General features: G+C 40.1%; 17 protein-coding genes. 10 read left to right on the top strand and 7 right to left on the bottom strand.

The window, feature by feature from the left end:
• Nucleotides 1-8: 8 nt before the first annotated feature.
• A complete protein-coding gene (locus ACT4_RS10720; RefSeq protein ID WP_007482169.1) occupies nt 9-944 on the top strand; it encodes a LysR family transcriptional regulator in 936 nt (311 codons plus the stop codon).
• Nucleotides 945-982: 38 nt separating this feature from the next.
• Here ACT4_RS10720 and ACT4_RS10715 read toward each other — a convergent pair whose 3' ends face one another.
• Complete coding sequence (locus ACT4_RS10715; RefSeq protein WP_007482167.1) at nt 983-2,179, bottom strand: low temperature requirement protein A; 1,197 nt, start codon at nt 2,177-2,179, stop codon at nt 983-985.
• A gap of 395 nt (nt 2,180-2,574) precedes the next feature.
• Here ACT4_RS10715 and ACT4_RS10710 point away from each other — a divergent pair, with 395 nt between their 5' ends.
• The 4 genes from ACT4_RS10710 to ACT4_RS10695 all read left to right on the top strand — a co-directional run bounded on the left by ACT4_RS10710 (nt 2,575) and on the right by ACT4_RS10695 (nt 6,290).
• The gene (locus tag ACT4_RS10710) at nt 2,575-3,528 is read left to right on the top strand and encodes a TerC family protein (RefSeq protein WP_007482166.1); all 954 of its coding nucleotides are present in this window, start codon (nt 2,575-2,577) and stop codon (nt 3,526-3,528) included.
• Nucleotides 3,529-3,728: 200 nt separating this feature from the next.
• Nucleotides 3,729-5,045 carry a guanine deaminase gene (gene guaD, locus ACT4_RS10705; protein ID WP_007482165.1) on the top strand — a complete coding sequence of 439 codons (1,317 nt, stop codon included), beginning with the start codon at nt 3,729-3,731 and terminating at the stop codon, nt 5,043-5,045.
• Between the two features lie 225 nt (nt 5,046-5,270).
• On the top strand, nt 5,271-5,801 hold the full coding sequence (gene hpt / locus ACT4_RS10700) for a hypoxanthine phosphoribosyltransferase (RefSeq protein WP_007482163.1): 531 nt from the start codon (nt 5,271-5,273) through the stop codon (nt 5,799-5,801).
• 237 nt (nt 5,802-6,038) lie between these two features.
• Nucleotides 6,039-6,290 carry a GlsB/YeaQ/YmgE family stress response membrane protein gene (locus tag ACT4_RS10695; protein WP_004882229.1) on the top strand — a complete coding sequence of 84 codons (252 nt, stop codon included), beginning with the start codon at nt 6,039-6,041 and terminating at the stop codon, nt 6,288-6,290.
• A 49-nt stretch (nt 6,291-6,339) separates the two neighbouring features.
• Here ACT4_RS10695 and ACT4_RS10690 read toward each other — a convergent pair whose 3' ends face one another.
• The gene (locus ACT4_RS10690) at nt 6,340-7,038 is read right to left on the bottom strand and encodes a DsbC family protein (protein ID WP_007482161.1); all 699 of its coding nucleotides are present in this window, start codon (nt 7,036-7,038) and stop codon (nt 6,340-6,342) included.
• Nucleotides 7,039-7,477: 439 nt separating this feature from the next.
• Between ACT4_RS10690 and ACT4_RS10685 the strand changes: the two genes are divergently transcribed.
• Nucleotides 7,478-8,656 (top strand): PilT/PilU family type 4a pilus ATPase, encoded by a 1,179-nt coding sequence (locus ACT4_RS10685; protein WP_007482159.1) that lies wholly within the window; start codon nt 7,478-7,480, stop codon nt 8,654-8,656.
• Nucleotides 8,657-8,712: 56 nt separating this feature from the next.
• Here ACT4_RS10685 and mnmE read toward each other — a convergent pair whose 3' ends face one another.
• The 5 genes from mnmE to rpmH all read right to left on the bottom strand — a co-directional run bounded on the left by mnmE (nt 8,713) and on the right by rpmH (nt 12,836).
• The gene (gene mnmE, locus ACT4_RS10680; RefSeq protein WP_007482157.1) at nt 8,713-10,068 is read right to left on the bottom strand and encodes a tRNA uridine-5-carboxymethylaminomethyl(34) synthesis GTPase MnmE; all 1,356 of its coding nucleotides are present in this window, start codon (nt 10,066-10,068) and stop codon (nt 8,713-8,715) included.
• A gap of 115 nt (nt 10,069-10,183) precedes the next feature.
• A complete protein-coding gene (gene yidC, locus ACT4_RS10675) occupies nt 10,184-11,941 on the bottom strand; it encodes a membrane protein insertase YidC (RefSeq protein WP_004882236.1) in 1,758 nt (585 codons plus the stop codon).
• A 5-nt stretch (nt 11,942-11,946) separates the two neighbouring features.
• Nucleotides 11,947-12,267 carry a membrane protein insertion efficiency factor YidD gene (yidD, locus tag ACT4_RS10670; RefSeq protein ID WP_004882239.1) on the bottom strand — a complete coding sequence of 107 codons (321 nt, stop codon included), beginning with the start codon at nt 12,265-12,267 and terminating at the stop codon, nt 11,947-11,949.
• Nucleotides 12,268-12,277: 10 nt separating this feature from the next.
• Complete coding sequence (gene rnpA / locus ACT4_RS10665; RefSeq protein WP_019385918.1) at nt 12,278-12,673, bottom strand: ribonuclease P protein component; 396 nt, start codon at nt 12,671-12,673, stop codon at nt 12,278-12,280.
• Between the two features lie 28 nt (nt 12,674-12,701).
• The gene (gene rpmH / locus ACT4_RS10660; protein ID WP_000831329.1) at nt 12,702-12,836 is read right to left on the bottom strand and encodes a 50S ribosomal protein L34; all 135 of its coding nucleotides are present in this window, start codon (nt 12,834-12,836) and stop codon (nt 12,702-12,704) included.
• Nucleotides 12,837-13,507: 671 nt separating this feature from the next.
• Here rpmH and dnaA point away from each other — a divergent pair.
• From dnaA to gyrB, 4 genes are all read left to right on the top strand, one after another.
• Nucleotides 13,508-14,908, top strand: coding sequence for a chromosomal replication initiator protein DnaA (dnaA, locus tag ACT4_RS10655; protein WP_004882244.1), 1,401 nt, complete (start codon nt 13,508-13,510; stop codon nt 14,906-14,908).
• Nucleotides 14,909-14,998: 90 nt separating this feature from the next.
• Complete coding sequence (gene dnaN / locus ACT4_RS17530) at nt 14,999-16,147, top strand: DNA polymerase III subunit beta (RefSeq protein ID WP_004882247.1); 1,149 nt, start codon at nt 14,999-15,001, stop codon at nt 16,145-16,147.
• A gap of 27 nt (nt 16,148-16,174) precedes the next feature.
• Complete coding sequence (recF, locus tag ACT4_RS10645) at nt 16,175-17,257, top strand: DNA replication/repair protein RecF (protein ID WP_007482111.1); 1,083 nt, start codon at nt 16,175-16,177, stop codon at nt 17,255-17,257.
• A gap of 49 nt (nt 17,258-17,306) precedes the next feature.
• Nucleotides 17,307-19,775 carry a DNA topoisomerase (ATP-hydrolyzing) subunit B gene (gyrB, locus tag ACT4_RS10640; RefSeq protein ID WP_004882250.1) on the top strand — a complete coding sequence of 823 codons (2,469 nt, stop codon included), beginning with the start codon at nt 17,307-17,309 and terminating at the stop codon, nt 19,773-19,775.
• Nucleotides 19,776-19,788: the final 13 nt, after the last annotated feature.

Genomic DNA, 19,788 nt, shown 5'->3' with positions numbered 1-19,788 from the left:
TCAAAACTATGAATCAGATTCATAATACAAACCCATTAGAAGTGGGACATTTCCATCGTATTGATATTAATTTATACCCGCTTTTCATCGCGATTTTTGAACAAAAAAGCATTTCCAAAGCGGCGCAACTACTCTGTATCAGCCAATCTGCGGTTAGCCATGCATTACAGCGATTACGTACACAACTACAAGATGAACTGTTTGTTCGCAGCGGACAAAAAATGCTGCCAACGCCGTATGCTGAGCAAATTTATCAACCGATTCAAAATGCGCTGCTCACGATTCAGAATATTGCAATTCCACAGCAAGACTTTGTACCAAGCATGCTGCAAAGCATTAAAATTGCCATACATGATGAAATTGAACCAATTATTTTTCCGCAATTAGTTCATCATTTCAGCCAACTCAATCTTGATATTCAATTTCTGAGTTCTAAGTTGGATCGTAAAAATATGCTGGCTGATTTATCAGCTCAACAAATTGATTTTGTGATTGATCTGGTGCAACCGTATCAAGCTAATTTACAGTTTGAAAACTTAATTGATGATCATTTTGTGGTGTGTACACAGCAAATGCAGATGGATTTATCACACTATCTCTCCGCACCACATATCGGTGTATCATCAAGGCGCACAGGCTTATTGCTTGAAGATATTTATCTCAATCGTCAGCAACTGTCGCGGCAAATTTTCTTGCGTTGTCAGCATTATTCCACTGCGCTACAAGTGCTTGCTCAATATCCCGATGCAATTCTAACCATTCCACAAAGTATCCTTAAACATCTGCATTATGCAGAAAATTTAAATATTCATCCGCTACCCATCGAATTACCTAAAATTAAGATGGGCATGTATTGGCATGACACAGTTCGGGGCAATCCTCGCCATCAGTTTCTTCGAAACGAAATTTTGAAAATTTTTGAGCCAACCAATTTAGCGCATTAAAACGCTAAACTTGGTTTTAGTTCGAATTAAGAAGCGCTTTAATGCGTTGTAATGCTTAGCTCATCATCACAATTCATCAAATACACTTTAGAAATTATCAGGCGAAGAATATAGATAACTGCCATTGCAAAAACGATATAGCCAATATCAGCAAATAAAAAAGGAATCGAAAACAGGATCAATACGGTAATTGGATAGACCCAACGCCTCCATCCTGATAAATAAAACGCCTCATAAAACAGCCAAATATAAGTGCTGTATACCGCCAAACTGGTCGCAATAATTAATCCCATCATTTGGCTTGAAATATGTGCATGTTGTGTTGAAACATCAACTGCGGCAGCTAAAGCAGCACCTAATACAGCAATACTGATAAAGATAAAAAAGTGGCCATAGCCCCATAAAAATGGCTGCACACCACGGCGTTGATGGTGATGATGACTACGATCAAAATAGACCCACCACATCGCAAACATCATCAATAAACCGCCAATAATTAAAAATACTTCTTGGTAATTGATCACACGATTCGAAAAGGCTTCCTGTGTAGCGGCAAAACTGCCAATGATGGATTCGCCTAATACAATAATGGTCAGTAACCCATAACGTTCAACAATATGATGTGGATGCCATGGTGTAGCAGCATGCTTTTCCGCATAAAAAGGAACGGCTAATTCAAAAAAGACCAGAATGAGAAATAACCACGTAGTCATGTGAATAGAGCTAAAATTACCAATCAGCCAGCCTAACTGAACCAATACAATACCAATTGCATAACGATAAGCAGTCACTTTGCGCTCGGGATCATGCTTTGCCACACGTATCCATTGAGTGACTAAAGCCAATCGCATAATCACATAACCAATGATAATCACATCGAAATTGTGTTGTTGAAAAACGGCTGGAATCCCAGCTGCCATCACTAATGACCCCGCGATTTGCACAAAAGTAAGACAACGATAAAGCGTGTCATCATTGTCATACGCCGAAGCAAACCACGTAAAATTCATCCATGCCCACCACAGAGCAAAAAACACCATACAATAGGTCGGCAGAGCATGCCATAAGTGCCCCTCAATCATGGCATGATGTAGTTGCTGCCCAGCAGTCGCAATGGCAACAACAAAAATAAGATCAAATAAAAGCTCTAACGGGGTAGCAGCACGATGTGCTTCTTCAGGGTCACGAGGGGCAAACAATTTCAGGGATTTATTTAGTATTTTTTCAACACTCATTTCTTATTTCTCAAAACAAAATAAAGCTCTTCAGGTATAACTTAATCGATCTGGGCTGTTTTACCTATTGTCCTGATCATACAAAATCATGTTTAAAATTTATGCGTTGAACATTTGCTTAAATCACTTATTTGTGTAATTCTACGCACATATTTGGATGTCACCATCCATACCATACAGAATTTGTTGACAAGGGGAGTAGCCTCCTCCAAACCTAAGAGATCAAATACTTAGGTGTCAGAGCTTCGTCATTACACTTTGCAAAAAGTCGGACTCTGAGCATCACAATCATTTGTGATGTAGGCAAGACCTTGATCATGTTGAAACAGATGTATTAATTCATCTGGCAACTGGTCAAGGTTTTTTTATGTCCATTTGCCAGATAGGGAGTTGTGATGGAAACTATCGGCAATTTATGGCTGTATGTTGCGTTCTTTGGCATTGTCATTGTCATGCTATTGATCGACTTTTTAGGCTTTAAACAAAAGCAAAACCAAGATGTTCCAATTAAGCAGGCGGCGTATTGGAGTATTGCTTGGGTCACGGTTGCCATGCTCTTTGGCGGTGGTTTGTGGTTCTATCTTCAGCAAACGCTGGGTGCAACCATAGCGAACCAAAAAACCATGGAATACTTCGCAGGCTATCTACTCGAAAAATCACTTGCGATTGATAACGTCTTCGTGTGGCTGATGATTTTCGCTGCATTTGCGATTCCACCCGCGCTACAACGTAAAATTTTACTTTACGGCGTACTTGGGGCAATCATTCTAAGAACTATCTTTATCTTTATCGGCGCTTGGTTTGTTCAAGAGTTTTCATGGGTGCTGTATATCTTCGGCGCGTTCTTGGTCTATACAGGCTTTAAGTTCCTCAAAGGACAAGATGAAGAAACCAATATCGAAGATATTAAATTGCTTAAATGGCTACGCAAACATATGCGTATTACGCCAAAACTAGAAGGCAATAAATTCTTCATTCGCCAAAATGGTGTGCTTTGGGCAACGCCTTTATTCTTGGTGTTAATCCTTGTTGAAGCTTCAGATGTAATTTTTGCTGTTGACTCCATCCCTGCGATTTTTGCTGTTACCAGTGACCCGTTTATTGTTTTAACCGCAAACTTAATGGCGATCTTGGGTCTACGTGCAATGTTCTTCTTACTCGCAGGTGCAGCGACCAAGATGCATTATTTACCGTATGGCTTGGGGATTATCCTATTATTCATCGGTGCGAAAATGTTATTGCTCGATGTGTTCCACATGCCGATTTGGATTTCACTCGGTTTTATTGTCCTTGTGCTCAGTATTACGGCTTATCTCTCTATACGTCATAACAAACGTCAAGCGCAATAATCACAAAGCATTTAAAAAAGGGTCTTCAATGAAGGCCCTTTTTTATGTGTTGATCAATCATTCAACCCGAAATCAAATGAATTGATTTAAATAATGACTCACATTTATACACGTTTTAAGCACTTAAAATAGGCGAATAATCCAGTAACTTTGGCAAAATCAGGTACAATCAACCGAAAAAAGTAAAATTGTAGGTTGTTATGACTTTGGCTACTCCTATCACGGTGATTCGTGGTCGCTTCTTAGATATTAAAAACATTGTTTCTCAAGCCGCAGAAATTGCCGATCAAGTTCGCTATCTCGAAGATGGTATCATGATCACTGAACAAGGTAAGATTCGTTGGTTTGGCGCTTGGGAAGATGCTCAGTCTGAACTACCTACAAACGTTGAAATTCAGCATTATCCAGATCAATTGATCATTCCTGGCATGATTGATACGCATATCCATTTTCCACAAACTGAAATGGTCGGTGCATACGGCGAACAGCTGCTCAGTTGGTTAAATACATATACCTTTCCAACAGAAATCCAATTTCAAGACAAAGCTTATGCGCAAGAAATCGCTAAATTCTTTGTGAATGAATTACTCAAAAATGGAACAACAACCGCACTAGTATTCTGTACGGTTCATCCAGAGTCAGTCGATGCCCTATTTGAAGCTGCACAACAGCATCAAATGCGTTTAATCGCAGGTAAAGTGATGATGGATCGTCATGCACCTGAAGCGCTGTGTGATACCGCAGCAAGCGCTTACGACGACTCTAAAGCACTGATTGAGAAGTGGCATGGTCAAGGACGTGCCTTGTATGCAATTACACCTCGTTTTGCACCTACCTCAACCCCAGAACAACTCGAAAAAGCAGGGCAGCTCAAAGCACAATTCCCAGATGTCTATGTGCACACCCATTTAAGTGAAAATAAAGATGAAATCGCTTGGGTGAAAGATTTATTCCCCGAACAAAAAGGCTATCTTGATGTCTATCACCATTATGGCTTAACTGGACAACGTTCGGTCTTCGCACATTGCGTTCATTTGGAAGATGCTGAATGGCAGTGCATGCATGATACGGACTCAGCAATCGCATTCTGTCCGACCTCAAACTTGTTCTTAGGCAGTGGCTTATTTCCATTGAAAAAGACTTGGGAGCAAAAAGTTAAAGTTGGCTTGGGTACAGATATTGGGGCAGGGACGTCTTTCAGTCTCCTACAAACGGTAAATGAGGCTTATAAAGTCCAGCAACTGCAAGGGGACAAACTCTCTGCTTTTGAATCCTTATATCATGCCACTTTAGGTGGCGCGAAAGCCTTAGACTTAGATGATAAGTTAGGGAACTTTAATATCGGTAAAGAAGCTGATTTTGTAGTGCTCAACCTCAAAGCAACAGCTTTACAACAACTGCGTCAATCACGCTCAAAGTCGATTGATGATAGCTTATTTGCACTATTTACCATGGGTGATGACCGTAATATTGAAGCAACTTATATTTATGGACAAAAAGCATATAGTGCCCACTAAACAAACATCCAAACAAAGACTTGGGTGGGTGTTGTTGGTTTTAGGCTGTGCTGTTCTTTTGAAACGTGACAGCCGTCCGCCGAAAAATGATACATTTTCTGCACCATCAAAAGGTGCATGACGTGTGATTTTGTTTTAGAATTCTCACATTAACTCAAGATTTCGAGGTGTTGCTGGTCAACACCTTTTTTATTTTTCCTGTTTTTAAGTTTTAGGACTCTATCGATGACTGTTGCAATGCGCGTAATGATTTCCAGTGAAGAGATCCAAGCCAAAGTGAAAGAACTCGGCGATAAAATCAACGCACACTATGCTCAAAGTGATAAAGAACTGGTATTGATTGGCTTATTGCGTGGTTCAGTCATTTTCATGGCAGATTTGTGCCGTGCCATTGAAAAACCACATGAACTCGATTTTATGACTGTATCTAGCTATGTAAACGGTACAACTGTTTCTTCACGTGATGTTAAAATTTTAAAAGATCTTGATGGTCAAATTCGAGGTAAAGATGTTCTCGTCGTTGAAGATATTATCGATTCAGGACGGACATTAAGTAAAGTGATGGAAATTCTGCAAACCCGTAATCCAAATTCAATTGAATTATGTACATTGGTCAGCAAACCATCACGCCGTGAAATTGATTTAGATGTAAAATTCCTTGGTTTTGAAGTTGAAGACCGCTTTATCGTTGGTTACGGCCTCGACTTTGATCAAAAATATCGTCATCTACCATTTATTGGTGAGATTGGTCTTTAAGGGCTTTTGACATCTCTCGCAAATTGAATCTTTAAATAAATTTTTGGGGTTTATATTTTGCTAATATGTCAGTTGTAATCAAGGTGCTGCAAAGCACCTTTTTTGTTGGAAAATTTATTTAACTTGACTCAAGTTGCACAAAAATACGACATAAGTGGGCAATCCACTACAGACAAAAGTAAGCTCTATCAAGCAGGATAACAATAAATACCATTGTGAAAACAAGGAGAAAAGACAATGTGGTCTCTAATTGTGGCAATTGTAGTTGGTTTTTTTGCGGGCTTAATTGCACGTGCTTTACATCCTGGAGATGATAAAGCAGGTTTCATCGTAACAACCTTATTAGGGATAGCTGGTTCATTACTTGCCACCTATGGTGGTCGATTACTCGGTTTATATGGAGAGAATTCAGCGGCTGGTTTTATTGCGTCAGTCATCGGTGCCGTTATTATTCTATTTATCTACAACCTTGTAACCAAGAAAAGTTAATCTCAGTAAAACTCCCAATTCATCGTTAATCAATGAATTGGGAGAATTTCTATAATTCTAATTCTTTCCAAATCATTTGGATTTCTTCGGCACTACGACCACCGACCATTTTTAAGCCATTGCCAAAAATTAAGGTAGGTGTGCCTTGTACCCCCAATTTACGACCTAATTCTAAGTTACGATCAATTGGATTTGCACAAGTTTTGGCTTTGGGCTGAACATTTTTCTGCAATAGATTTTTCCACGCATATGCAGGATTTGCTTCACACCAAACTTGTTTAGACACGACAATTGACTGTGTTTTTAATGGATAAATGAAGGTGTAAATGGTGACATCATTTAGCTTATCCAGCTCTGCCTCTAGTTTTTTACAATACGGGCAATTAGGGTCAGAGAAAATTGCCAATTGTCTTTTGCCATTGCCTTTCACTGTTTTGATCGCATCTTTGAGAGGAAGTTGCTTCCAATCAATTGAATTCTGCTTTAACACTAAATCTTTAGTCAGATTCTTTTGATCTTTAAGACGAACCATTGATCCGATGAACATATGCTCGGCATTTTCATCTAAATAAATGATCTGATTATCGAGATTGGCACTATATAAACCAGACATTTCAGTAGGCTGAATATTGGTAACTTGAATATTGGGATATTGTTTACTCAAATTGCTTTTTAATGTTTCCACATTTGCAAAGCTGAAAGCAGAGACGCAGCCTAACAGTGAAAAAATCCCAATTTTCTTTAACATGACGCAAACTCAATTTTAAAATCAGCGGCTATTGTAATCACTCTGATTTATTGAGACTGCAAAGCTTACGGAGTCACAACCAAAATCAAACCAATCGCCCCATGTTTCACGTGGAACGTTCTATTCATTTCAATCAGTTTGATGGAGTTCACGAGTTAAAGCATATTTTTAGTAAAAAGCTGACAATTTTTATCACATCATATTGAAATTATTACTATAAATTTAAAACCAAGTAGATCGTAGAGTTGATCTTTGGAATAATCTCATCGAAATTAAATCATCTCTCTAAACCAAAGATTCATAGCAGCGTAATCACCAATTTTGTCATATTGCGCTGCTTCATTTTTAAGAAATAAGGATATGTTCTCTTAAATCTGTGTTTTTAGTTTCATCCAACTTAATTGCAATTCTAAATGCTTTAAAAAATCTGGGTATATCAATGTACAATGCTGAATTATTAGAAGAAGCCAAAACCTTTATGTTCCATATGCTCACCAAAGTTGTGGAATATGGTGGCTCTGATTTATTTATAACCGCTGATTTTCCGCCGAGTATTAAATTACAAGGTCTAATGCGACCTTTGGGACAGCAGGCTCTAACAGCTGATAAAACCAAATTATTTGCTTATAGTTTAATGAATGAAAAGCAAAGACAAGAATTTGAAAATGAATGGGAATGTAATTTTGCCATTAATGTTCCAAATGTTTCACGTTTTCGCGTCAATGTATTCAAACAACAACTTCAAATCGGGATGGTCATTCGTACCATTACCTCTGAAATTCCAACCTTTCAAAAACTAAAACTACCAGAATCACTTAAAAATGTGATTATGGAAAAGCGTGGTTTAGTATTGGTCGTTGGCGGTACTGGTTCAGGTAAGTCGACCTCTTTAGCAGCCATGATTGATCATCGCAATGAGAATTCAGCAGGTCATATCATCACCGTTGAAGACCCTGTGGAATATGTACACAAGCACAAAAAATCGATGATTACGCATCGCGAGGTTGGCGTTGATTGCCACTCATGGCATCACGCTTTGAAAAACACCTTACGCCAAGCGCCTGATGTCATTCTGATTGGAGAGATCCGCGATACTGAAACCATGGAACATGCGATTGCTTTTGCGGAAACAGGACATCTCTGTTTAGGGACTTTACACGCAAATAACGCCAACCAAGCCTTAGATCGTATTATTAACTTCTTCCCTGAAGAGCGCCGTAACCAATTGCTGATGGATTTATCATCCAATATGAAAGCCATTATTTCACAGCGCTTAGTTCGTACTGAGGATGGTAAAGGTCGTCGTGCAGCAATTGAGATTCTACTCAATACCCCATTGATTGCAGATAATATTCTAAAAGGACAATTCCATGTGCTTAAAGAAATTATGAGCAAATCACGTGAATTGGGTATGCAAACGTTTGATCAGGCCCTATTTGATCTCTATAACGAAGGCGCGATTAGCTATGATGAGGCGCTGCGAAATGCAGATTCAGTCAATGAATTACGCTTACAAATCAAATTGAAAAGTAACCGCCAAGAGGGTGTACCTCCCGCTGCAACTGCACTCAACATGGTAAAGGAAGAAGAAAAAGCTGAAGAGCAAGAAGAGGCTTAAATATAAAAAAGCGTAGGTTTGAGTAAAATCTACGCTTTTTTCATAATTATAAAAATTTATTTACCAATACAAAAAGAACCAAAAATCTTACCTAATAGATCATCAGCACTAAAATCACCCGTAATTTCGCCCAAGGCATTTTGTGCCAATCGCAATGATTCAGCAACTAACTCACCTGCGTTAAACACCACCAACTGCTCACGCGCCTCAGACAAATAGCGCTGAGTGCGCTTCATTGCATCTAAATGACGCGTTCTCGCAATAAAGGTGTCTTCCTCTGGCTGAAAGCCTGCATGCGCTGTAATCGCATCTATAAGCGCCTCAACACCCATATCCTGTTTAGCAGACACACTGATATGACGGAAGCCCTGATAATCACTTAAAGTCGCATCCTGACCCGTTAAATCGCATTTATTGCCAATTAACAGTAAACGCTTCGGCTCAAGATGATCGGCAAAATATTCACGTGCTAGCTGTAACGGTTCATCGCCTTGATTTAAATCATAAACCAGTAGTAATAAATCCGCCTGTTCAATTTCCTTAATGGCACGACGAATCCCTTCTTGTTCGACAATATCACCTGTTTCACGTAAACCAGCGGTATCAGTTAAAGTAATTGGTAAACCATTCAAACTGATTTTTTCATGCAACACATCTCGAGTCGTTCCCGCAATATCCGTCACAATCGCACGCTCATGCCCTGCAAGTGCATTTAACAGGCTCGATTTACCCGCATTTGGCTTACCCGCAATGACGACCTGTAAACCCTCACGTAACAGCTGTCCTTGACGTGCAGATTGCTGTACCGCTTTAACCGAGTCTTGTACATCATCCAATAGCGCTAAGATCTTACCATCCGCAAGGAAATCAATTTCTTCTTCTGGAAAATCAATCGCTGCTTCGACATGTAACCGTAAATGAATGAGTTTTTCTAAAACCGTATTAATTTTGGTTGAAAATACACCTTGTAATGAACGAACCGCAGAACGTGCAGCCGCCTGTGAGGTCGCATCAATCAAGTCAGCAATCGCTTCAGCCTGCACCAAATCCATCTTGCCATTTTCAAAAGCGCGCATGGAAAACTCACCCGCTTTTGCAGCAGTCGCACCCAAATCGAGTAAACGTGCCAACAAGGCATTCTGGATGACTGGACCACCGTGACCCTGCAACTCCACGACATCTTCACCCGTGAACGAATGAGGATTCGGAAAACATAGCACAATCCCTTCGTCCATGATGGAACCATCAGCATCATAGAACTGACGAAAACCAGCCATACGTGCAATAGGAAGACTTTTTTGCGTCAGTTGCGCTGCAATCGCATAAGCTTTTGGCCCAGACAGACGAATCACGCCCACACCACCACGACCTAAAGGGGTAGCAATCGCAGCAATTGTGGTTTGATGTTGCATGTTAAATTCACCTAGAAAAAGCAAGGATGATGTAATCAAGCACCCTTAATACAGACAAAGAAAAATCCGCCTAAGATTACCATCTTAAGCGGATTTATTCAGTAAAAGTTCGAGATTAAGACGCTGACTCAACCTTGTTGAGACGGTCTTTTTCGACACCTTTGTTAATAAACCATTGTTGCAAAATGGTAATACTGTTGTTGACGATCCAGTAAAGCACTAAACCAGCAGGGAAGAACAACATGAATACCGTAAACATGATTGGCATGATACGGAATACTTTTGCCTGCATTGGATCAGTCGGTTGCGGGTTTAACATTTGCTGCACAAACATGGTCACACCCATGATCAACGGCAAGATAAACCATGGATCCATCGCAGATAAATCCTGAATCCAGCCTAACCAAGGTGCATGACGGAGTTCTACAGATTCCATCAATACCCAGTACAACGCTAAGAAGATTGGCATTTGTAATAATAACGGTAAGCATCCAGACAGTGGATTTACTTGCTCGCGCTTATATAACGCCATCATTTCTTGAGAGAAGCGCATGCGGTCCTCACCAAATTCTTCTTTCATGCGCTGCATTTCAGGTGCAATCACACGCATTTTTGCCATCGAACGATAACTTTTCGAAGAAAGTGGCCATAAAATCGCTTTCACCAAGATCGTCAAGAAGATAATTGACCAACCCCAGTTACCAATGATGTTATGGAAGAATTGCAAGCCCAAGAATAAGAGTTTTGCAATTGGCCATAACCAACCATAATCTACAGTTTGGTTTAAACCTGCGGCTAAATCTTTAAGCTCAGATTGAATTTTTGGACCAGAATAAAGTTTCGCATCCACTTCCATTGATGTACCCGCAGGTACATTAATCACTGGAGAAGTAAAGCCCATGATATTCATGCCATCAGCAGACTGACGTGACTCTAGTTTCGCAGTATAAGGCTGACCATTCGCTTGAGTAAGTTTTAAATCACCAGGAATCCACGCACTGACGAAATAGTGCTGAACCATCGCAACCCAGCCACCTTTGGCTTCAACATTCAACTTTTCATCGTTAAAATTCGCAAATTTCAACTTGTTATAATGTTCTTCAGGTGTCCCCCATGCCCCACCTAGGTAAGTACCTAAAGTGAAAATACCTTGCGAAGACTTGCCAGGGTCATCCGAATTATCACGTTTCAACTGACCAAACATTTGACCTTGCCAGTTTTGCTGGCTACGGTTAATCACCTGATGTTTGACCGTAATTGGATAATCACCTTGCGTAAACGTAAACGTCTTGATGACTTCAACGCCTTCAGGTGTTTTAAAAACCAATGGAACGGTTAAAACTTGACTGGTTTTCCCATCTTGAGCAGCAACACTTTTTGCATCAGCCAAGGTATAAGATGTTTTTTCCACATCATACATTGGACGACCATTACGGCTGCTATCTGGTCCATTTAAGCCAATTAAACCTGATTGAGCAACGTAAGTACGTTTCGCATCACTTTCAAGCATAACGAATGGTTTTTCGCTGTCTTTACTTTCGTCATGGCTTAACAATTCAATACGGACAATATCACCACCTTTCGGATTGATCCAAAGATGGTAAAGATCGGTTTTTACCGAAATCAATTGCTGAGTCACAGAAGGTGTTTCTGTGGCTTGCGATGTAGTCACATTTGCTTGTGGCAAGTCTGAAGCCGCTGTTGCATTTTGTGTATTTGGCAAATCTGCAGATACATCATGTGCAGTCACAACTGCCGCAGGTTGTTGCGGTGTTGTTTGCGCATGACCATAATCTTTTTGCCAAGCCAAAATTAGCAAATATGCGGTAACAAACATGGCTCCAAGAATTGCAAATCTGGCCCATTGTTGCATATCTATTATCCCAAATGATTAAAGAGATTTTGCTTGAATAAACGATCACGAAAGGGTACAGCAACGTGATGCTTTTGAGAATCTATTTGATGAAACGAAATAAAACGAAGTGCTTTTGGTGGCACAGGATCATATCCAGAACCGCCCCAAGGATGACAACGACAGACGCGTTTCGTTGATAGCCATACACCTTTTACTGCACCATGTGTTTGCAATGCTTCAATTGCATATTGTGAGCAAGTGGGAATATAGCGACAACGAGGACCCAATAATGGACTAATTGCGATTTGGTAACATCTGATCAACCAATGCAGTAAACGTACCATTAGAGATTCTCTAATTTTGGAGGGGTGCCACAACGACTTTAGAATGCTTCTTTGCTAAACGTTGTAATTTTTGCCAAGCAAAATCTAATTGTTGATGTAATTCTTTATTTGCGATTGCTTCTATACCAACTTTAGGCATCACTACAATATCGATATCAGCATTAAATTGCGCTTGATGTAAACGAAAGCTCTCTCGAGCAAGACGTTTTATTCGATTTCGCTCATGTGCACGACGTACCTTTTTTTTAGCAACGACAATACCCAAACGGCTTTTAGGCTGCTCGGTTAATTTTGCTAAAAATAGGAAATGGGGTTGATGCACTTTAAAAAGCGCACCATCAAATACGCTTTTATAATCTGCAGCACAACGAATACGAGATTCAGTGCCAAAACTGTAAAGTGTCATCACCCAAGTCTGGTCTACTTAACAGTAATTAAACAGTTAAGCTATGACGACCTTTCGCACGACGACGAGCTAAAACTTGACGACCAGCTTTAGTTGCCATACGAGCACGGAAACCATGAACGCGTTTACGCTTTAATTCAGATGGTTGGAAAGTACGTTTCATATCGAAACTCCCAAAATGATCTTTCTATAAAGGTCCGCGATTTTATTGTGCAATGTTTACGCTGTCAATGAAAAATCAAAAACTTTACATTTTGTTTGTGCTGTTTTGAACCAACTACAACTCTCTCATTTTCTATAATTTAAGTAGCAACAAAAAATATACACAAGCTATCTATTTAAATTATATCGCAATTCATTTATATTCACAGCCTATAAACATTGTTATCAACAACATACCTCTCAGTTTAAATTTATTTCTTGGATTTTGAATTTAAATTTCGATATGCTCAGTTATCCACAATTCGAATCATCCTTATAAGTAAATTCAAATTTTAAAATTTAAATTTATTCTTATTAGTGTGGATTTATTCTGTGGAAAGTTAACTTTTTTTAAAAACAAACATGCGTTTAGCTTGTGGATAATGGTGTTTTTATTGCCTTTATGGATTGTGGATAACTTGAAGTGCAAAACTATCCACAGCTTCTGCAAAAAGTTATGCACATGTGCTTTTAAATTTAAATTTATTAACGAATGTTTTATTTTTCAGCGAAAGTTCTATAAATTTGCCTGACAGATGTGGATAACTTGGTTAGAATGGCGACCCCTTTGAAAGATGAGGGTGCGTGGTTTTTATTTTTTGAATTTAAAAAATGGATAGATAGGGGATGCACATGCTTTGGACAGACTGCTTAACTCGCTTGCGACAAGAGCTCTCTGATAACGTCTTTGCAATGTGGATTCGTCCTTTGGTTGCTGAAGAGGTTGATGGTGTGATGCGTTTATATGCACCTAACCCTTATTGGACCCGCTATATTCAAGACAATCATTTAGAGTTAATTTCTATTCTTGCTGAACAACTTTCTGAAGGTCGCGTTCGTCAAGTCGAAATTTTGGTGGATTCTCGCCCAGGAACGATTTTGTCGTCTAATGAGCAACCTGCGACTACAACTGCCGCTCTAAGTTCAACACCGCCACCATCAATACAAACTAAAGCCAAAAAAGAACCTGATTTAGTCCAACCAAGTCAAAACGTCAGCAAAATTCCAAAGAAAAGACAGTTAAACCCATTGTTTACTTTTTCTTTGTTTGTCGAAGGTCGTTCCAACCAAATGGCTGCGGAAACTTGTCGCAAGGTGTTGACGCAACTGGGAGCATCTCAGCATAACCCTTTATTTTTATACGGTCCTACAGGTCTTGGTAAAACGCACTTAATGCAAGCCGTTGGTAATGCTTTATTACAGGCAAAACCAAATGCGCGTGTGATGTACATGACTTCAGAAAGTTTTGTTCAAGATTTTGTGAGCTCATTGCAAAAAGGCAAGGTTGAAGAATTTAAGAAAAATTGCCGTTCATTAGATTTATTATTGGTGGATGATATTCATTTACTCGCAGGAAAAGAAGCGAGTCTCGTTGAGTTTTTCTATACTTTCAATGCTTTACTTGATGAATCTAAGCAAATTATCTTGACATCAGACCGTTATCCAAAAGAACTCACCGAACTTGATCCGCGTCTAGTTTCTCGATTCTCTTGGGGGTTATCAGTTGGTGTTGAGCCACCAGATATTGAAACTCGTATCGAAATTTTATTAAAGAAAGCAGAAAATAGTGGCGTGGATTTACCTCGAAATTGTGCATTATTTATTGCTCAACAAGTGGTTGCGAACGTTCGTGAACTTGAAGGTGCTTTAAATAAAGTGGTCGCGATTTCACGTTTTAAAGGTACTGCGATTGATCTGGATGTGGTGCGTGAATCTTTAAAAGATGTTCTGGCGATTCGTGCACGAACGATTAGTGTTGAAAATATCCAGCGTGTGGTCAGCGAATATTTCCGTATTCCGCTGAAAGAGTTAACAGGGCCTAAACGAACTCGTATTTATGCACGTCCACGTCAGTTGGCGATGGGTTTGGCTCGAGAATTAACAGGGGATAGTTTCCCTGAAATTGGTATGGCATTTGGTGGACGTGATCACAGTACGGTGATGCATGCCTGTGAAAAAGTAGTGAGCTTGCGGGAAGAAGATCCTATTTTTAATGAAGACTATAAAAATTTACTTCGCTTGTTACAAAGTTAATCTATTTTTCAGAGTTGCAAACTGCTTTTAAGTGCAGCATAGTACACTGCTAACATTCATATTCAGCTTCCGTTGTAAGAGGAAAAAATCGTGCGTTTGAAAATCGCTAAAGAAAGTTTACTCAATGTTCTATCACATGTGGTGGGGGCTGTTGAACGCCGTCATACTTTGAACATTCTTTCAAACGTAAAAATTCAAACTACGCAACAAGCTTTGACCATTACTGGTTCTGACTTGGAAGTTGAATTGGTTGCAAGTACTACCTTAGCAGAAGGTGCTTGCTTAGAAGCGGGTGAAACGACTGTACCTGCACGTAAGTTGGTTGAAATTTGTAAATCTCTGCCTACTGCTGCCTTGATCGATTTGCAAATCACAGAAGATCAGCGTTGTATTTTAAAGTCAGGGAATAGCCGTTTTGTTTTAGGTACATTGCCTGCAGAAGATTATCCATTACTCACCACTGAAAACAGTCAGGGTACACAAGTTCAAGTCACTCAGCGTGAATTAAAACGTTTATTTGAAAAAACAGCGTTTGCAATGGCGGTTCAGGATGTACGTTTTTATTTGACTGGTACATTGTTAGAAATTGATCAAAATCAATTGCGTACAGTGACGACAGATGGTCATCGTTTAGCTTTGTGTGAAGTGTTGGCTTCATCAACTGCATCAGCTCCGATTCAAGCGATTGTTCCCCGTAAAGCGGTGGGTGAATTACAGCGTTTGCTCAGTATTGAAGACGAACAACTCACTTTATTAATTGGTCGTGAATTGTTGAATGTCACGATTAATACTCCAAGCCGTGATAAAGAACAGGGTGATATTGTTGTGCGTTTCACGACTAAATTGATCGATGGTAAATTCCCAGATTATCGCCGTGTCATTCCTAAAGGCGGGGATAAGCATGTGTTTATCGCGCATGATGTATTTAAGCAATCATTGCAACGTGTTGCAATTCTAAGTAATGAAAAATTACGTGGTGTTTTCTTAAACTTTAATCAAGATTCGTTGCAACTCCGAGCGAATAACCCTGAGCAAGACGAAGCGGTTGAAGATTTAGCGATCCAATATCAAGATGCGCCATTAGAAATGTCATTTAATGCACAGTATATCCTTGATGTTTTAAGCGTTTTAGATGGTGATGATGTGAAAATGAGCATGACTGAAGCCAATCAATCTGTGTTGGTTCAGGATCCTGCACATCCAGATCAAACTTATGTTGTGATGCCAATGCGAGTTTAATTTGTATTGATGATTCGAGTCTAAATCATGCAAATCACGCGTTTAAATATCGAACGTGTACGGAATCTAAAAGCGGTTGCACTCAATGAGTTGCAACCGTTTAATATTTTTTATGGTGCAAATGGTTCTGGAAAGACCTCTATTTTAGAGTCAATTCATTTATTGGCGACAGGTCGATCGTTTCGCACCCATATTCCCAAACATTACATCCAATACGATGCTGCAGATGCCATTGTTTTTGCGCAATCAGCGAATGAACGAATCGGAATGCAGAAGCTTGTGTCTGGTGAGCAGCTCATCAAAGTCAATGGCGATACGATTGCGACACAAGGGCAGCTCGCAAAGTTACTGCCTCTTCAGCATATTGATCCGCAAAGTACCGATATTATCGATCATGGTGCAAAACCAAGACGGCAGTTACTAGATTGGTTGATGTTCCACGTGGAACCTGAATTTTATTTTGCATGGCAATATTATTCACGTGCATTAAAGCAACGAAATAGTTTACTCAAAACACGGCGTAATTTAAGTCTGGTTGATTTAGAGCCGTGGAATAAAATGCTTAGTGACTATGGCGAAATTTTGCACTCACAGCGTGTGGGAATTGTGGAACAATGGAATCAGTTTTTCCAAGAAGATTTACAACAGTTATTGCCAAATCTTGAAATTGAGTTGGAGTACAGTGCTGGATTTCACACTGAGCAAGGATTACTCCAAGATCTCATTCAACAGCATCAAAAAGATCTAGATCGACGTTATACCGAGTATGGTCCACATCGGGCAGATCTGCGTTTAAAAACCCCTTTTGGTAACGCTGATGATGTGTTATCTCGGGGGCAAAAAAAGTTGTTAATCATGGCATTAAAACTGTCACAAATTGCAATGCTGCATGCGAGTAATAAGGAAACTGTGGTATTATTAGATGATCTGACAGCAGAGTTAGATTTAGCTGCACAGCAACGTTTAATTGAGCGACTGAGTCAGTTAGGAAGTCAGGTTTTTATGACAACCTTAGACCATGCGTCGGTATTAAAACACTTACATGATTTGTCGATTTCTTTTCAATTGTTCCATGTTGTTCACGGTCAAGTCAGTCTTGCTGCGCCATAATTTTATTTCCTCATCTTTGGATAGATTAGATATTTACTAGGGAGTAACCATGAGTTCAGAGTCTCAATCAGTCTCTCAAACAGAACAAACAAATGAAAAGGCTTATGATTCCTCTAGTATTAAAGTATTACGTGGATTAGACGCGGTTCGTAAACGCCCTGGGATGTATATCGGTGACACCGATGACGGAACAGGTTTGCACCATATGGTGTTTGAGGTGGTAGATAATGCCATCGATGAAGCTTTAGCTGGACACTGTGATGAGATCCTTGTGACGATTCATGAAGATGAATCTGTCAGTGTGTCAGATAATGGCCGTGGGATTCCAACTGACATTCACCCTGAAGAGGGGGTATCTGCAGCAGAGGTGATTTTGACCATTCTGCATGCGGGTGGTAAGTTCGATGACAACAGCTATAAAGTATCGGGTGGTTTACACGGGGTAGGTGTTTCTGTTGTAAATGCGCTCTCTAAAAAATTGCATTTGACGATTCATCGTGCTGGGCAAATCCATGAGCAAGAATACGCGCATGGTGATCCACAATATCCTTTAAAAGTTGTGGGTGAAACTGATACATCGGGAACAACCGTTCGTTTCTGGCCGAGTGAATTGACCTTTAGCCAAACGATTTTCAGTGTTGATATCTTGGCTCGTCGTTTAAGAGAACTTTCTTTCTTGAATGCTGGTGTACGTATCGTACTGCGTGATGAACGCGTGAACCTCGAACATATCTATGATTATGAAGGTGGTTTATCTGAGTTCGTTAAATATATTAACGAAGGTAAAACCCATCTGAATGACATCTTCCACTTCACTACAGATGCAGACAACGGCATTGGTGTCGAAGTCGCATTACAGTGGAATGATAGCTATCAAGAGAATGTCCGTTGCTTTACCAATAATATTCCACAAAAAGATGGTGGTACACACCTTGCAGGTTTCCGTGCTGCATTGACCCGTGGCTTAAACAGCTACATGGAAAATGAAAGCTTACTGAAAAAAGAAAAAGTGGCAGTCACGGGTGATGATGCGCGTGAAGGTTTAACTGCAATTATTTCAGTCAAAGTGCCAGATCCAAAATTCTCTTCGCAAACCAAAGAAAAATTGGTGTCGAGTGAAGTGAAACCTGCTGTTGAACAGGCAATGAACAAAGAGTTTTCAGCTTATTTGCTTGAAAACCCACAGGCTGCTAAGTCGATTGCAGGCAAAATTATTGATGCAGCACGCGCTCGCGATGCTGCTCGTAAAGCGCGTGAAATGACTCGTCGTAAGAGTGCATTAGATATTGCAGGTTTACCAGGGAAATTGGCCGACTGTCAGGAAAAAGATCCAGCATTGTCTGAACTGTATCTGGTCGAGGGTGACTCTGCGGGCGGTAGTGCGAAACAAGGTCGTAACCGTAAAATGCAGGCCATTTTACCGTTGAAAGGTAAGATTTTGAACGTTGAACGTGCACGCTTTGACAAGATGATTTCCAGTCAGGAAGTGGGTACTTTAATTACTGCTTTGGGTTGTGGTATCGGACGTGAAGAATACAACCCAGACAAATTACGTTATCACAAAATCATTATCATGACCGATGCGGACGTGGATGGTTCACATATTCGTACCTTGCTATTGACCTTCTTCTTCCGTCAAATGCCTGAGCTGGTTGAACGTGGTTATATTTATATCGCGCAACCACCTTTGTACAAGTTGAAGAAAGGCAAGCATGAGCAGTACATCAAAGATAATGAGGCGTTGGAAACATTCCTGATTTCAAACGCGATTGATGAACTTTCATTGCATATTAGTGCTGATGCACCTGCGATTACAGGTGAAGCACTTGCGAGTGTGATTGCCGATTATCAGGTTTCGCAAAAGAGCTTACAGCGCTTAACTCAGCGTTATCCGGCAAGCTTGCTTGATGGCTTACTTGAGTTAGAGGCATTTAAAGCAGATCACAATGATGATCGTGAATATGTTGAAACTTGGGCTGAGCAATTACGTGCTGCGATTGAAAAATTACAACCAAGTTTGCGTCCTGAAATCACTTTAGAAGCATTTGAACGTGAAAATGCGCAAGGTGAGAAATCAGCGCATTACTGGCCACGCGTTACTGTGTATGTGCATAACTTACCGCACTCGTATTTACTAGATGCTGGTCTATTAAATTCTGCTGAATACGCACGGTTGTTGAAAAACTCGAAGAGCTGGTTCAAGTTAATTGAAGAAGGTGCTTATTTACAGAAAGGTGAGCGCCGTATTCAAGTCGGTAACTTCCATCAAGTTTGGCAGCATATTTTGCAAGACTCACGTCGTGGCATGATGATCCAACGCTATAAAGGTTTGGGTGAGATGAACGCGGAGCAGCTTTGGGAAACCACAATGGACCCAGAGAACCGTAATATGCTTCAAGTGACTATTGATGATGCGATTGAAGCAGATCGTATGTTCTCATGCTTAATGGGTGATGATGTAGAACCACGTCGTGCCTTCATTGAAGAAAATGCGCTCAATGCTGATATTGATGCTTAATCGATTTGTTTTA

It is taken from the genome of Acinetobacter sp. NBRC 100985, from assembly GCF_000241225.1.
GTDB lineage: Bacteria > Pseudomonadota > Gammaproteobacteria > Pseudomonadales > Moraxellaceae > Acinetobacter > Acinetobacter venetianus.
This window is presented reverse-complemented; position numbering and strand designations above follow the sequence as displayed.